Origin of the sequence: Streptococcus bovismuti, assembly GCF_042436615.2 — a bacterium.
In the GTDB taxonomy this organism is placed as follows: domain Bacteria; phylum Bacillota; class Bacilli; order Lactobacillales; family Streptococcaceae; genus Streptococcus.
In genome coordinates this window covers 21,044-36,625 of the sequence record NZ_JBHMFR020000012.1, presented here as the reverse complement: position 1 = coordinate 36,625, position 15,582 = coordinate 21,044, and the positions used below count along the sequence as shown (strand labels likewise).

At 42.2% G+C, this 15,582-nt stretch carries 15 protein-coding genes; 6 read left to right on the top strand and 9 right to left on the bottom strand.

Annotated features, from left to right (window positions below):
- Nucleotides 1–145 precede the first annotated feature (145 nt).
- On the bottom strand, nucleotides 146–1,156 hold the full coding sequence (ccpA, locus tag ACERDH_RS09575; protein WP_001090628.1) for a catabolite control protein A: 1,011 nt from the start codon (nucleotides 1,154–1,156) through the stop codon (nucleotides 146–148).
- Between the two features lie 238 nt (nucleotides 1,157–1,394).
- Between ccpA and ACERDH_RS09570 the strand changes: the two genes are divergently transcribed.
- A complete protein-coding gene (locus tag ACERDH_RS09570) occupies nucleotides 1,395–1,712 on the top strand; it encodes a DUF960 domain-containing protein (protein ID WP_386686726.1) in 318 nt (105 codons plus the stop codon).
- A 159-nt stretch (nucleotides 1,713–1,871) separates the two neighbouring features.
- Here the strand turns inward: ACERDH_RS09570 and folK are convergent, their stop codons facing one another.
- The 6 genes from folK to ACERDH_RS09540 all read right to left on the bottom strand — a co-directional run bounded on the left by folK (nucleotide 1,872) and on the right by ACERDH_RS09540 (nucleotide 7,834).
- Entirely contained in the window at nucleotides 1,872–2,684 is an 813-nt protein-coding gene (gene folK / locus ACERDH_RS09565; RefSeq protein ID WP_386686729.1) for a 2-amino-4-hydroxy-6-hydroxymethyldihydropteridine diphosphokinase, read from the bottom strand.
- Between the two features lie 41 nt (nucleotides 2,685–2,725).
- The gene (folE, locus tag ACERDH_RS09560) at nucleotides 2,726–3,280 is read right to left on the bottom strand and encodes a GTP cyclohydrolase I FolE (RefSeq protein ID WP_050208078.1); all 555 of its coding nucleotides are present in this window, start codon (nucleotides 3,278–3,280) and stop codon (nucleotides 2,726–2,728) included.
- Nucleotides 3,261–4,583, bottom strand: a complete 1,323-nt coding sequence (locus ACERDH_RS09555) for a bifunctional folylpolyglutamate synthase/dihydrofolate synthase (RefSeq protein ID WP_386686733.1) — start codon at nucleotides 4,581–4,583, stop codon at nucleotides 3,261–3,263. The genes folE and ACERDH_RS09555 overlap by 20 nt, the downstream gene beginning before the upstream one ends.
- Nucleotide 4,584: 1 nt before the next feature.
- Nucleotides 4,585–5,562, bottom strand: coding sequence for a dihydropteroate synthase (folP, locus tag ACERDH_RS09550; protein ID WP_386686736.1), 978 nt, complete (start codon nucleotides 5,560–5,562; stop codon nucleotides 4,585–4,587).
- Between the two features lie 93 nt (nucleotides 5,563–5,655).
- The gene (locus ACERDH_RS09545; protein WP_386686739.1) at nucleotides 5,656–6,363 is read right to left on the bottom strand and encodes a CPBP family intramembrane glutamic endopeptidase; all 708 of its coding nucleotides are present in this window, start codon (nucleotides 6,361–6,363) and stop codon (nucleotides 5,656–5,658) included.
- Nucleotides 6,364–6,415: 52 nt separating this feature from the next.
- A complete protein-coding gene (locus ACERDH_RS09540; protein ID WP_049547108.1) occupies nucleotides 6,416–7,834 on the bottom strand; it encodes an NCS2 family permease in 1,419 nt (472 codons plus the stop codon).
- Nucleotides 7,835–8,023: 189 nt separating this feature from the next.
- On the opposite strand from ACERDH_RS09540, the gene ACERDH_RS09535 reads away from it, so the two are divergent.
- The 5 genes from ACERDH_RS09535 to ACERDH_RS09515 all read left to right on the top strand — a co-directional run bounded on the left by ACERDH_RS09535 (nucleotide 8,024) and on the right by ACERDH_RS09515 (nucleotide 13,174).
- Entirely contained in the window at nucleotides 8,024–8,836 is an 813-nt protein-coding gene (locus ACERDH_RS09535; protein ID WP_045612732.1) for a Cof-type HAD-IIB family hydrolase, read from the top strand.
- Nucleotides 8,837–9,165: 329 nt separating this feature from the next.
- Complete coding sequence (adhP, locus tag ACERDH_RS09530; protein ID WP_386686744.1) at nucleotides 9,166–10,185, top strand: alcohol dehydrogenase AdhP; 1,020 nt, start codon at nucleotides 9,166–9,168, stop codon at nucleotides 10,183–10,185.
- Nucleotides 10,186–10,420: 235 nt separating this feature from the next.
- Nucleotides 10,421–11,410, top strand: coding sequence for a PTS sugar transporter subunit IIB (locus ACERDH_RS09525; protein WP_386686747.1), 990 nt, complete (start codon nucleotides 10,421–10,423; stop codon nucleotides 11,408–11,410).
- A 25-nt stretch (nucleotides 11,411–11,435) separates the two neighbouring features.
- Complete coding sequence (locus ACERDH_RS09520) at nucleotides 11,436–12,239, top strand: PTS mannose/fructose/sorbose transporter subunit IIC (protein ID WP_261045312.1); 804 nt, start codon at nucleotides 11,436–11,438, stop codon at nucleotides 12,237–12,239.
- 23 nt (nucleotides 12,240–12,262) lie between these two features.
- Complete coding sequence (locus ACERDH_RS09515; RefSeq protein ID WP_203213014.1) at nucleotides 12,263–13,174, top strand: PTS system mannose/fructose/sorbose family transporter subunit IID; 912 nt, start codon at nucleotides 12,263–12,265, stop codon at nucleotides 13,172–13,174.
- Between the two features lie 55 nt (nucleotides 13,175–13,229).
- Here ACERDH_RS09515 and pepC read toward each other — a convergent pair whose 3' ends face one another.
- Both pepC and ACERDH_RS09505 read right to left on the bottom strand, forming a co-directional pair.
- Complete coding sequence (pepC, locus tag ACERDH_RS09510; protein WP_314008659.1) at nucleotides 13,230–14,564, bottom strand: aminopeptidase C; 1,335 nt, start codon at nucleotides 14,562–14,564, stop codon at nucleotides 13,230–13,232.
- Between the two features lie 111 nt (nucleotides 14,565–14,675).
- A complete protein-coding gene (locus ACERDH_RS09505) occupies nucleotides 14,676–15,398 on the bottom strand; it encodes a pseudouridine synthase (protein ID WP_386686752.1) in 723 nt (240 codons plus the stop codon).
- Nucleotides 15,399–15,582 lie beyond the last annotated feature (184 nt).

Sequence of the window (15,582 nt, the reverse complement as noted above, 5' to 3'; positions counted from 1 at the left end):
TGTATCGCGTTCGGAGTTTTTTTGGTATAACCTTCGACGCGCACCCGCATAGCGGGTGGTTGTTTTGTCTCGCACCTAACGGAGCGAGACGGACTAATAGTCACATAAAACAAATCAGGAAATCTTCACGATTCCCTGATTTTTTCTATTTACGTTTTCGTGTTGAGCGGCGTTCTGTCAAACCATGAGGTAAGAGAACTTCACGTTCTTCCAACTCTTCCTTGTGCATAATCTTAGTCAACATACGCATACTAATAGCACCAAGGTCATAAAGAGGTTGGGCAATAGTGGTTAAGTTTGGACGGGTAAAGCGAGAGACTTGTGAATCATCACTAGTAATGATTTCAAACTCTTCTGGTACTGACACACCCTTATCAGCAAGGCCGTTCAAGACACCTGCTGCCAACTCATCACCTGTTACAACTGCTGCAGTTGCATTTGATGAAATCAAGCGTTCTGCCAAGGCATAACCGTCTTCATAAGTGTATTTAGATTCAAATACCAATCCTTCGCTATAAGAAATACCTGCTTTTTTCAAGGCTTCCTTGTAGCCAACCAAACGAACCTTACCATTGATATCATCCACTAGTGGACCGCTAACGAAAGCAATGCGCTCATTTTCTTTAGCAAGGTAGGTCACTGCATCAATCGTAGCTTGTTTGTAGTCAATATTGACACTTGGAAGCTGATGTTCTACATCCACAGTTCCTGCAAGAACAACTGGTGTCCGAGAGCGAGAAAACTCTGAACGAATTTTTTCAGTCAAGTGGTACCCCATAAAGATGATACCATCCACTTGCTTAGAAAATAGTGTATTGACAACTGAAACTTCCTTGTCATCGTCCTCATCACTATTAGCAAGGACAATATTGTACTTGTACATTTCAGCGATATCATCAATCCCTTTAGCAAGCGTTGAGAAATAACCATTGGTGATATTGGGGATCACGACACCGACAGTGGTTGTCTTTTTACTTGCAAGACCACGCGCCACAGCATTTGGACGGTAATCCAAACGGTCAATCACCTCAAGCACTTTTTTTCGAGTATTCTCTTTTACATTCTTGTTGCCATTGACTACACGGCTAACTGTCGCCATTGAAACTCCTGCTTCACGGGCGACATCATAAATCGTTACTGTATCGTCTGTATTCATTCCATTTCCTTTCTATATCATACCTCACGAGACTCCAAAAAAAGAGACGGTATGAAAATTTCGTTTTCATGCTTCTACTTATTCCATTTTATCACTATTTGTAAACACTTTCAAGTATTTTTTGAAGATTATTTGAAAAAAATTTCATAGAAAACTATGTTTATAAAGAAAAAAACACCTTTTCTTGATTTTTAATCCTATTTGCTGTATGATAAGGAAAAAGAAAGGGGGCTGAAATATGGCTTTTACCGGTACCCACATGCGGTCTGCTAGTTTTGGAATTGTTACCAGCTTGCCTGATGATGTCATTGACTCTTTTTGGTATATTATTGACCACTTCTTAAAAAATGTCTTTGAATTGGAAGAAGAACTCGAGTTTCAATTGCTCAATAACCATGGAAAAATCACCTTCCACTTTTCAAGTCAACATCTCCCTACAGCTATTGATTTTGACTTTAACCACCCTTTCGACCCTCTTTATCCGCCCAGAGTACTGGTTTTAGACATGGATGGTAGAGAAACGATACTCCTCCCAGAAGAAAATGACCTATTTTAATACTCAAGGAAAATCAAAGAGCAAACTAGGAAGCTAGCCACAAGCTGCTCAAAACACTGTTTTGAGGTTGCAGATGGAAGCTGACGTGGTTTGAAGAGATTTTCGAAGAGTATAAAAACTCTAGCCTTCAGTTACAAGTGACTGAAGGCTAGAGTTTTTCTATTTTCTTAAAGCATCATACAAGTTACGGATAGGTTGCTTTAAGGTAGGATGGATAAAATGAGGCGCAAGTTCCTGTAAGGACTCAAGGACAAAAAGGCGTTCTGCTATGTAAGGATGAGGCAAGATAAGGTCGTCTGTATAAATGACCTGGTCCTCCACAAAGAGCAAGTCCAAATCAATCAAACGAGGTCCCCAATGCACTTCTCGAACCCGTCCCATCTCTAACTCGATGGCTAACAAGGTCTCTAATAGCACTGGGGCAGGTAACCAGGTTTCTACCTCAACCACTTGATTGGCAAAACTATCCTGCTCCACGCCACCCCAAGGCTCCGTCGTCAAGACACTAGACTCTTTGAGAATATGGATACCTCGAGCTCGCATTTTCTCAATGGCTTGTTTCAAGTTGGCTTGCTTATCCCCCATATTGCTTCCTAAGGCAATAAAGGCTCGCTGCTTACGGCGATGAATGGTTACTGAGCAAGTATCTAGGGGCAAATGCACTGGCGCCCAAGGTTTTTTGAGTTCCAACTTCATTTCTTGGACAAGAGGATAAGCCTCAAAAGTACGTTCTACCAGTTTATAGGCTACCGTTTCAATCAAGTCCTCAGTGCTTTCCTGAAACCAAGTCGTCCACTGCTGACACAATTCCCCGTAATGGACAGAGGCTGTTAAATCCAAGTCTGTAGCCGCCTTGGTCATATCATAGGATAAGACAGCTGAAACTACAAACTTTTGCCCCAATTCTTTTTCACTAGGAAAAAGACCATGATAGGCAAAAATTTCCAAATCTTTAATCTGCAGTTGATCCATAATGATTCCTTTCTAGAAAAATCCGCTTGAAGCGGATTCTTTTATAGTCCCATTAAACGATAAGCCTGATCTCGGAGGTCCTTATCTGTTTCAAATAGACCACGAGCTACTGTCGTCAAGGTTGCAGTGCCTGGTTTTCTGACACCACGCATGCTCATACACATATGTTCCGCCTCAATGACAACAAAGGCTCCCTTAGCACCCAGATACTCCATCAAGGCATCGGCCACTTCGATATTCAAACGCTCTTGAATTTGTGGTTTCTTAGAATAAACTTCAACCGTACGGGCTAGCTTAGACAAACCTGCCACACGACCATCTGGAATATAGGCAATATGTGCTCTCCCATAAAATGGCAGAAAGTGGTGTTCACACATGGTATGGAAAAAGATATCCTTTTCTACCACCATATTATCGTCGATAATCTCAAAGGATTTTGACAAATGTTCCTCCGCTGTTTGACCAAGACCTGAAAAAATCTCTTGGTACATACGGGCCACACGAGCAGGTGTTTCCTGCAAGCCCTCGCGATTAACGTCCTCTCCGACAGCCTCGATAATCATTTTTACAGCTGTTTCAATCTTTTGTGTATCCATTTTCGTTCTTCCTCTCCATCAGATAAGCTCTCACTTGGCTCAAGAAATACAAGGAACCTGTGACAATCCTAACTGTTTGTTTCTCTTCTTTTTTATCTGTCAATTTCTGCTCTAGAAAATCCTGCCAACCTTGGTAGCTGAGATTTCTAGACTTAGCTGCCTCTTTCAGCACGTTTTCATCAGTCGCCCGACTATCGTCAAAATGTGTCAGAGTAAGCTCGGTATCTGGCATGGCCCCCAGCAAGTCCAACATATCCTCCAAGGCCTTGGTTTTGATACAAGTAAAGAGGATTTCCTTACGATAATCTGCAAAACGTTCTTGCAAGGTTGCTACTAAAGCCTTGATGGCATGAGGGTTGTGGGCTCCATCCAAAATCATCAAGGGATCTCTTGACACGATTTCCAAACGCCCTGGCCAACTTGTTTCTTCCAAGGCCTGAGCAAGCAAGTCATTACTTGCTAGTTCTCGACCATCCTCTTGACAAAATGTATCAAGTAAAGCTATAGCCATCCCAGCATTCTCTATCTGGTGCAAACCAAGTAGGCCAGTCTGGAAGTGACCTTGTCTGAGAGAGCTAGTATAATTAAAGACTTCCCCTGTCACCACACTCTTTTGATGATCAACCTGATAATCTACCCCGTAGGCAAGTCTCGGCGCATCTTTCCCTTCCGCAATGCTGTCAATCACAGCCAAAGCTTCTGGAAAAATGCGACCTGTCACCAAGGGAATACCTTGTTTGATAATACCAGCTTTCTGCTCTGCTATGGCTTCCAAGGTGTCCCCAAGTAGGGCTACATGATCCAATCCAATAGTCGTAATTCCTGTCAAAATGGGCTGGCAAACATTGGTACTATCCAAAAGTCCACCCATGCCCACTTCCATGATAGCCACATCTACTTGCTCTAAGGCAAAGTAGTCATAGGCTATGGCTGTGATAATCTCAAACTCAGTTGTGCCCTGTAAATTAGCGGCCGCTTCTCCCTCCAACAAAGACTGATAGTCTGCCATGAGGGCTTCTAGTCTAGCCTCTGGGATAGATTCCCCATTGATGCTAATCTGGTCTGTATAATGAATGAGATAGGGCGAGCTGAACACCCCAACTCTCAGGCCTAGCTTTTCCAGCATATTTTTCAAAAAAGCAATGGTCGAGCCCTTGCCATTGGTTCCTCCGATATGGATGACCTTGAGTTTGAGATGGGGATTGCCACGCAAAGCTAACAGTTCCACCATGCGTTCCAAGCCAAAATGTGGTCGGTCCGTCCGGTAGTTGGTAATCCATTGATTGTTTTCAATTTCTTTCATCTTATTTGTATTGTTTTAAATCTAGATTTTCCGCATCATCAGCTAGACGAATGGCGGAGGCAATTTCAACCGCCATCTTGTGACTGGCTACGTCATGCACGCGCACCACTTCCACACCCTGTCTCGCAGCGATACTGGTTACATGAGCAGAGGCCGTATCCCGATTGCGGAAACCAAGTTCTGTCTCAGGATTGACTTCAAAACCATTTTCTTCTAGGATATTGATGACAAACCGCTTGCGCGAAACTCCAAGAAAGACTGGATAGCCTTTCTGATGGAGTTTATCCAAGTCCCGTAAAAGGAGCAGATTTTCTTTCTTGGTCAGACCAAAGCCGATTCCTGGATCCAGCAGGATATTTTCTTGTGCAATACCCGCTTCGTCCGCTCTCGCTAGGGCTCTGTCAAAGAAAGCCTCCATCAAGTCTTCGATTGGCATTTTTTCATAGTCAGCTAACTCTTCCTCTGTAAAAGCTTGACCAAAGCCAAAATGAGGAAAGATAAGCGAGCTAGGGTGCTGAGGTCGAGCCATGACTGGATTAAACATAATGATTACTTTCGCTCCAGCCTTAGCAACCACATGGGCCATTTTTTCATCACCCATGAGACCAGTGATATCATTGACTAGATTGGCACCAGCAGCCAAAGCAGCCTCTGCCACCTGACTCTTCCAAGTATCAATAGAGATGAGGACATCACTTTCCTTGCGAATAGCCTTAATCACTGGAACAACACGCTGGATTTCCTCTTCTATCTCAACATAGCTACTTCTTCCCGGCCGAGTTGATTCTCCACCGATATCTAGTATGCTGGCTCCTTCTGCTATCAATTTACGAGCCTGCTGGAGCGCCTGCTCAAGCGCAAAAAATTGACCACCATCCGAAAAGGAGTCTGGGGTTACATTGATAATTCCGCAAATAGCTGTCTTTGCATGATTGGCTTTACTTGACATATCGGTCACTCCCTCAAGGCTTTTCACCATATTATTTCTCTATTTTACCATAAAAAGAAAAAGATGGACACGATTGCATTCATCTTTTTCCCAGTAGAAACAAGTAAGCAATTGTCAAAAATCTTAAACAGAAATCCCTAATGTCCGACTCAAAATCACCACGAGAGCCAACAAACAGAAAGCAACCCCATTCACAATCATGTGAAGTAAGATAGACATTTCCAAACGTTGGGTCTTGTAAGCCGTCCAAGACAGAACGATAGACATACCTCCATAAATCAATAAAGACGGTAAATTACTTGGTTGATGCAATAAAGCAAATACAATCGTACCAACTACAAAGCCCAAGTTCTCCTTTCCTCGGAAAATCTTTTTAGGAACAATCCCACGGCACAAGATTTCCTCACAAATCGGAGCAAGCAAGGCCAATAAGAAGAAACTGGAAATCAGAGAACTATTATGAACCATATCGTTAATCTGAGACTGGTTACCTGTTGTCGTCTCATTTGACAGTTGTAACAAGATAGAACCAAGTATATTTGACCCGATAATAACTAAATAACTCAAGCCCAATCGTGCCAGATCCTTAGCTCTAAAAAAAGAAAAATTAAAACTTGCTAACTGCGTTTTACGAGCTCCAATAATAAACAGCACCAGAATCACAATCGAAATACCAGCAACTATCAGTCCTGACTGCAACAGTGGTACTGCATTTAAAGTTAAAATAGCAGTAACCCCTATAGGAATCTGATATAAAATTGTCGCCAGAAAAAAGATTAACAGCCAACCTGCACGATTCAATAATTCTTTCCACATATTTTTCTCTTTCATCACCTATCTCCTTTGTATTAAAAAAGGGGAAAAATCCCCCTGGGTCATCCTATTATAAGGCCATGCTAATGTAGTTAAGGATAAATAAGGCATCCAAAATCCAAATCATGACATGAACATCTTTAGCTTGACCTTTGACAAGCTTAGTCAAAGTGTAAGTCAAGAAACCAACTGCAATCCCTTGAGTGATAGAGTAGCTGAATCCCATAAAGATAGATGTGAAGAAGGCAGGAACCGCTTCAGCCATATCATCCCAATGGATATTTTTCAAACTAGCCAACATCATAATCCCAACGATAATCAAGATTGGAGCTGTAGCGGCTGTTGGTACAATCGCTAGAAGTGGGCTAAAGAAGCTTGAGATAGCAAAACAGATTGCCACGACCAAGGCTGTCAAACCAGTACGTCCACCTGCACCGATACCAGCAGCAGACTCAACATAAGTCGTTACGTTCGAAGTACCAGCGATGGCACCAATTGAAGTACCAATCAAGTCAGAGTAAAGAGCCTTATCCAACTTAGCTGATTGGTGATTTTCACCATTTGTCGCTACGATACCAACTTTTTCACCTGTACCGATCAAGGTACCAATCGTGTCAAAAATATCTGTCAATGAGAAGGCAAGAATAGCCATCAGAGTTTCAGGCAAGCGAGCTGTATCTGAAATCAAAGCTCCCAAACCTTCTGAACCAAGAGCTGCACCAAAGACTGTCTTCAAGTCTTCAAAAGCTGCACCAACATGGTTATTAGCAAAATCGATACTAGACAAATCTACCAAACCAACTGCGATAGCAAGAACAGTTGTTGTCAAGATAGAGAGGATAATTCCCCCTTTAATCCCTTTGATAACAAAGAAGATAGTAATGGCAAGTCCTGCAAGAGCCACCAAAACAGCTGGATTATTAAAGCTGACCAAGCCTGGAACTGCTGAAGAGTTTGCTACAATCGTTGCTTGAGCTTTGTCAGCCCCTTCTCCTACAACAATATAGTTGCCTGGATCAATCGTAAATTTCAAAAGTCCAGCATTCTTAATCCCTACATAGGCAAGGAAGACACCGATACCAGCTGAAATAGCTGAGCGAAGAGCATTTGGAATCGATTCAATGATCATTTTACGAACATTTGTCAAGGTAATAATCAATGAGATAATCCCACAGATGAAGACCATAGCTAGGGCTTCTTGCCAAGAATAACCGAGTCCAAATACGACTGTAAATGTAAAGAAGGCGTTAAGACCCATACCTGGCGCTTGAGCATAAGGTAAGTTAGCATAGAAGGCCATCATCAAGGTACCCGCTACTGCACCAATGATCGTCGCTAGGAAGACACCTTGAGCAGGCATTCCTGTTTGCGAAAGAATTTGTGGGTTTACAAAGAGAATATAACTCATTGCAAAGAAAGTTGTTAAACCAGCGAGAACCTCTGTACGAACGTCCGTACCGTTCTCTTTTAGTTTAAATAATTTGTCCATTATCAATCTCCTTTTAATTTTTACGAACAATAATAGAATTATATCATTTATCATTCACTTTTTCAATATCTTTGTTTGATTTATTTAAGAATTTGATGAAATTTCATTTTTTGTTTGGAATCTGCTTTTCTGCCTGCTTTCTGTTATAATAGTAGACATCTTATCTGAAAAGACACTAGAAAGGTCCCTATGACGAAAAAAATTATTGCAGTTGACCTGGATGGAACCCTTCTCAACTCGGACAGTCAGATTTCTGACTTTACCAAAGAAACTATTAAAAAAGTTGCTGAAAAAGGCCATCAGGTTATTATTACGACAGGTCGCCCTTACCGTATGTCAAAAGATTTTTACCGTGAACTAGGCTTAAACACTCCTATGATTAATTTCAACGGCTCCCTTACTCATTTACCAGACCAAGTTTGGGATTTTGAAAAGTGTTTGACGGTAGACAAAAAATATCTTTTAGACATGGTTCAACGTTCAGAGGACATTCAAGCCGATTTTATCGCTGGAGAATATCGTAAAAAATTCTACATTACAAATCCTAATGAAGAAATTGCCAATCCCAAACTATTTGGTGTAGAATCTTTCCATCCTGAAGATCAATTTCAGCCAGAGTTAGTAACCAAGGATCCTAACTGTATTCTTTTACAGACCAGAGTCAGTGACAAATATGCCTTGGCAAAAGAAATGAACGCCTTCTACCAGCATCAACTGTCTATCAATACCTGGGGAGGTCCGCTCAATATCCTTGAGTGTACCCCAAAAGGTGTCAACAAGGCCTTTGCTTTGGACTACTTGCTCAAGGTAATGAACCGTGACAAAAAGGATTTGATTGCCTTTGGAGATGAGCACAATGATACCGAAATGCTCGCTTTTGCTGGGAAGGGCTATGCCATGAAAAATGCCAACCCAGAGCTACTCCCCTATGCAGATGAGCAAATCGCCCTGACCAATGACCAAGACGGTGTTGCCAAAACCCTGCAAGACTTATTCTTATAACCTATACTGATACTCAATGAAAATCAAAGAGCAAACTAGGAAGCTAGCCGTAGGCAGTACTTGAGTACGGCAAGGCGAAGCTGACGTGGTTTGAAGAGATTTTCGAAGAGTATGACCAGCTTGCAAGCTGGTCTTTGTGCTCTTTTCACAGTCTCATCAACCAGTTAATCGATTGTTCTACTTTTTGCCTCCAAAACCTTGGAAAAGGCTTTCTTTTGTGATATAATTCACATATAAATACAAGAGAGCTCGTCATACTCGACTCTGTTGATACAAAATCAATCCAGTCCTGTTTCTCCTGCTCTCCGTTAATATCAAGGAGGATAGCTATGAAAGCTGTTGTTGTAAATCCAGAAAGCACTGGTGTTGCTATTGAAGAAAAAGTACTCCGTCCACTTGAAACTGGGGAAGCACTTGTAGAAATTGAATATTGTGGTGTTTGCCACACTGACCTCCACGTTGCCCATGGTGACTTTGGTCAAGTACCAGGCCGCGTCCTAGGACACGAAGGTGTTGGTATCGTTAAAGAAATTGCCCCAGATGTTAAAAGCCTTAAAGTCGGCGACCGCGTCAGCGTTGCTTGGTTCTTTGAAGGATGTGGCACTTGCGAATACTGTACAACTGGTCGCGAAACCCTTTGCCGTACAGTGAAAAATGCCGGCTACTCAGTAGATGGTGGTATGGCTGAACAATGTATCGTAACTGCAGACTATGCTGTTAAAGTTCCTGACGGACTTGATCCAGCCCAAGCCTCTTCTATCACATGTGCTGGTGTAACAACCTATAAAGCTATTAAAGAGGCCAAAGTTGAACCAGGTCAATGGGTTGTTCTTTACGGCGCTGGTGGTCTTGGTAACCTAGCTGTTCAATATGCTAAAAAAGTATTCAATGCTCATGTCATCGCAGTTGATATCAATAACGACAAACTTGCCCTTGCAAAAGAAGTAGGAGCTGACATTGTTATTAACGGCCTAGAAGTTGATGATGTACCAGGACTCATCAAAGAAAAAACAAATGGAGGTGCTCACTCAGCTGTCGTAACTGCTGTGTCTAAAGTTGCCTTCAACCAGGCTGTTGACTCCGTTCGTGCTGGTGGTCGCGTAGTCGCTGTCGGTCTTCCTTCTGAAATGATGGAACTCAGTATCGTCAAAACCGTTCTAGATGGAATCCAAGTTATCGGTTCTCTTGTTGGAACTCGTAAAGACTTGGAAGAAGCCTTCCAATTCGGTGCAGAAGCTTTGGTAGTCCCAGTTGTACAAAAACGTCCAGTAGAAGATGCCGTAGCCATTTTCGACGAAATGGAAAAAGGTCAAATCCAAGGACGTATGGTACTCGACTTCACCCACTAATCTAATAAAAAACTATTCTAAAAGTTGGAATGCGCTTCCAACTTTTTATATTAAATTTTAAAATAAGGATTCAAAAAAACTCCCTGAAAACTTAATATATCAACACTTGCAAGGAATGCCTTTTTACTTTTTTTATGTTAAAGAGTTGATTTTTAGATGAAAACGGTTTATACTTAAAAAGTCTTAAAGTTTTCTTAAAAGAAAACTGAAACAACAAAAAGGAGGAATGACAATAATGAGTATCGGAATCATTATTGCGAGCCACGGCGAATTTGCTGCGGGTATTCATCAGTCAGGATCTATGATCTTTGGTGAACAAGAAAAGGTTCAAGTTGTAACCTTTATGCCAAATGAAGGTCCTGATGATCTATACGCTAAGTTTAATAACGCTGTTGCTGCATTTGACGCAGAAGATGAGGTTCTAGTTTTGGCTGACCTTTGGAGTGGATCTCCATTCAACCAAGCTAGTCGCGTGATGGGAGAAAATCCTGAACGTAAGTTTGCCATCATCACAGGACTTAATTTACCGATGTTGATTCAAGCCTATACAGAGCGCCTCATGGACGCTACTGCAGGTGTAGAAAAAGTCGCTGCGAATATTATTAAAGAAGCCAAAGATGGCATCAAGGCTCTTCCAGAAGAGCTAAACCCAGTTGAGGAAGTAGCAAGCGCTGCAGCTGCTCCAGTTGCTCAAGCTGCGATTCCAGAAGGAACTGTCATCGGAGACGGTAAACTCAAAATCAACCTTGCTCGCCTAGACACTCGTCTACTTCACGGTCAGGTTGCAACTGCTTGGACTCCAGATTCAAAAGCAGACCGTATCATCGTTGCTTCAGATAACGTAGCTAAAGACGAATTACGTAAAGAATTGATTAAACAAGCAGCTCCAGGTAAAGTGAAAGCAAACGTTGTTCCTATCCAAAAACTAATCGACGTTGCGAAAGATCCTCGCTTCGGAGGAACACATGCCCTTATCTTGTTTGAAACACCTCAAGATGCCCTTCGTGCTATCGAAGGTGGCGTGCCAATCAAAACTCTTAATGTTGGATCAATGGCTCACTCAACTGGTAAAACAATGGTTAACAACGTTTTGTCTATGGACAAAGATGACGTTGCTACATTTGAAAAAATGCGTGACCTTGGTGTTGAATTTGACGTACGTAAAGTACCAAACGACACGAAAAAAGATTTGTTTGACTTGATCAACAAAGCAAACGTGCAATAATCGATTTTATGAAAGGATTTTAAAGATGTCTATTATTTCTATGGTTTTAGTAGTCGTTGTAGCCTTCCTAGCAGGTCTTGAAGGTATCCTCGACCAGTTCCAATTCCATCAACCAATTGTAGCTTGTACCCTTATCGGTCTTGTTACTGGTAACCTTGAAGCAGGGATTATCCTTGGTGGTTCTCTTCAAATGATCGCCCTTGGTTGGGCTAACATCGGAGCTGCCGTAGCTCCTGACGCTGCTCTTGCTTCTGTTGCTGCTGCCATTATCATGGTTCTTGGTGGCGACTTTACTAAGACAGGTATCGGTGTTGCCCAAGCGGTTGCTATCCCTCTTGCAGTTGCTGGTCTATTCTTGACTATGATTGTCCGTACACTCTCTGTCGGATTGGTTCACACTGCTGATGCTTCTGCTAAAAAAGGTGACTTTAAAGCAGTTGAACGTGCTCACTTTGTCGCACTTCTTCTTCAAGGTCTTCGTATTGCAATCCCTGCAGCACTCCTTCTAATGGTACCAACTGAAACCGTACAAAGCATTCTAAATACTATGCCTGATTGGCTCAAAGATGGTATGGCTATCGGTGGTGGTATGGTCGTTGCCGTTGGTTACGCTATGGTTATCAACATGATGGCAACTCGTGAAGTATGGCCATTCTTCGCTATCGGTTTCGTGCTTGCTGCCGTGTCAGATATCACTCTAATCGGATTTGGTGCTATCGGTGTTGCTATCGCTCTTATCTACCTTCACCTTTCTAAAACTGGTGGAAATGGTGGCGGAGGAGCCGCAACTTCCAACGACCCAATCGGCGATATCCTAGAAGACTACTAAGATAAGAAAGGACTGAAAACATCATGACTGAAAAACTTCAATTAACTAAATCAGATCGTAAAAAAGTTTGGTGGCGTTCAACTTTCTTACAAGGTTCTTGGAACTATGAACGTATGCAAAACTTGGGTTGGGCTTACTCATTAATTCCAGCTCTTAAAAAACTCTACACTAAAAAAGAAGATCAAGTCGCTGCTCTTGAGCGCCATCTTGAGTTCTTCAACACTCACCCATACGTAGCCGCTCCAATCATGGGGGTTACTCTTGCACTTGAAGAAGAACGTGCTAACGGTGTTGAAATTGATGACGCTGCTATCCAAGGGGTTAAAATCGGTATGATGGGACCTCTTGCTGGTATCGGTGACCCAGTATTCTGGTTTACAGTACGCCCAATCCTTGGATCACTCGGTGCTTCACTTGCCCTTACTGGTAATATCTTAGGTCCAATCCTCTTCTTCGTTCTTTGGAACTTGATTCGTATGTCATTCTTGTGGTATACACAAGAGATTGGATACAAGGCTGGATCAGAAATCACTAAAGATATGTCTGGCGGTATCCTTCAAGACATCACTAAAGGAGCTTCTATCCTTGGTATGTTCATTCTTGCTGTCCTTGTTCAACGTTGGGTAAATATTAAATTTGCTTTCGATGTTGCCAAAGTTCAACTAGATGAAAAAGCTTATATCCATTGGGATAAATTGCCAGAAGGATCTAAAGGTATCCAAGAAGCATTCGCACAAGTAGGACAAGGATTGTCTCAAACACCTGAAAAAGTTACTACTTTCCAACAAAACTTGGATATGTTGATTCCTGGACTATCAGGACTACTCCTTACTTTCCTTTGCATGTACTTGCTTAAGAAAAAAGTATCTCCAATCACTATTATCCTTGCACTCTTCGCAGTGGGTATTGTGGCACATGTTCTTCACATCATGTAATCAAACAACTTAAAAGGAACCAGGTTCTAAAATCTGATTCCTTTTTTCTATGCTTTTATTCTGCCAAGGCTCCCATTGGATCCCATGGTGCAAGTACGATTGGTTCTGCTTCATAAGCAGCTTGTTCTTCTGCTGTCAGCAATTCCTTACGAACAACGATTTGATATGTGTATTCGTCCATCCAAGCGTCTGAGGCAACAAAGTAACCATCTGTACCGACCTTGTCTCCCCATGAGTTTTCAACCTTCCACTTGGTTGACTTCCCATTTTCATCCAAGTCCACACCTGTTAAGACCATAGCGTGGGTCATCAAGCTTTCGCTGTAGTCCAAACGTCCAGCCTTGTCTTGAGTGAGTTTAATGTCCATGCTTGATTCAAAGTCATAAACATCTGTCGCAAGGATTCCAGCTTTGCGGTTGCTGAGCTGGCCGACATCAGAACCAAACCAAACAGTCTCACCTGCTTGCATTTGAGCAATCGCCAACTCTTTCAAGCGCTCCATTGGAACGTTGATGTAACGAACCGCACGGCTACCAACGACATTTCCTAACATCTCAACTGTGTAAGATTGGCCATAAGGTTTGTCAGCAGTTGGGGCGTTGATAACAGAAACATAGTCTTCTAGAGGGAGATTAACATATTTCTTGTAAAATTCTTGTGGAGTAATGCTCTTTTCGCTTTGGTAGTTGTTATCTTTATCGCGATAAGCAAAGTCAAATTTACGTGGTGGAAGTCCTAATGACATAGCAAGGAAATTAAAGATTTCTTGCAAGAGGTCTTCTTTCTTAGCTTGCACAGTCGCTTGGTCTGCGCCAGAAGCAAGCAAGTCACGCAAGATTTGAGCATCTTGACGAAGCAATTTGTTGAGAATGGCATTTAGCTCACGACTGCTGCTAGATGAAACAGACTCTGGATAAACAGACTTAGGAACGACACCATATTTCTCAAAGAGAGAAACGACCATATCCCATTGACCGCCATCTTGTTGTGGAGTTTGGAGTAGGAATTTAACCTTACGGCTCGTCAAATCTTGGTCTGCAGTCGCAATGACTTGCTCCAAGAACCAGTTGGATTTCTCATACTTGTCCCAGAAGAAGGTGTGGGCCTGTGATAACTCAAAATTTTCCAGTTTGTATTGTGAGATGAGCTTGTGGCGGAAGGTGTTAAGAGCTGCAAACATCCAGCAACGACCAGACGCTTTCTGGTTGGTTACCTTGTCCTTGGTCAAATCCAATGAGAAAACAGGTGTGTTGTCTACATGGCTCTGGCGACGTTCTAGAGCTGCAAAAATTCCGTTATGGCTAGCAGCATTTTCAATCGCTTGGTATTTTACATTTGCTTCATAGTTGGCAAATAGTTTATCAGTAAATGATTCTTGAATCGCGTTCATAGATTCCTCCTTTTATTCTACAGTCTATTATAACGCTTTTCACAAAGTAAGCAACTGAAAAACATAAAAGGCAAGGATATTCTTCCTCACCTTTTTTGAATATAAACCAAATTAAGCAATATTCGCAAGGAGAGCTTCTAACTCTTCCTTGGTCAGGCGACGCCATTCTCCACGTTCTAGGTTCTCATCTAATACTAGAGGTCCCATAGTCAAACGTTGCAAGTCCACCACTTCCTTGCCACAGTAGGCCACCATACGCTTGACCTGATGAAACTTCCCTTCTGCAATGGTCACACGGATTTGACTTTGATTCTTTTCTAGATCTATGGACACAAGCTCCAGTCTAGCAGGCTGACAAATAAAGTCTTTGAGAGGAATTCCCTTGGCAAATGTCTCCACATCTTCTTGGGTCATCATTCCCTTTACCTGGGCAAGATAAGTCTTATCCACATGACGCTTAGGTGAAAGAAGAGCATGGGCAAGCTGACCATCATTAGTCAAGAGCAAAAGACCATGCGTGTCAATATCCAAGCGCCCTACTGGGAAAACTTCCTTGCTCCGAGCAATATCATCCAGCAAGTCCAGAACGGTTCTGTGCTTAGGATCCTCAGTCGCTGAGATAACTCCTTGGGGCTTGTTCATCATGTAGTATACAAACTCTTCATACTCCAACACTTGCCCATCAAAGCGAATCTCATCTCTTTCTTCATCAATCTGCAGTTTCGCTGATTTTTCTTTTTTACCATTTACCGTCACGCGCCCAGCCTTGAGCAAGTTTTTGACCTCAGTCCGGCTCCCCACAGCGCAGGCAACTAAAAATTTATCTAATCTCATAGAACTATTATATCATACTCAAAAGGAGGCTGGTACAATGACCAACCTCCTTTTCGTTTCATATTCTTCAAAAATCGCTTCAAACCGCGTCAACGTCGCCTTGCCGTATATATGTTACTGACTTCGTCAGTTCTATCTGCAACCTCAAAACAGTGTTTTGAGCTGACTTCGTCAGTTCTATCTA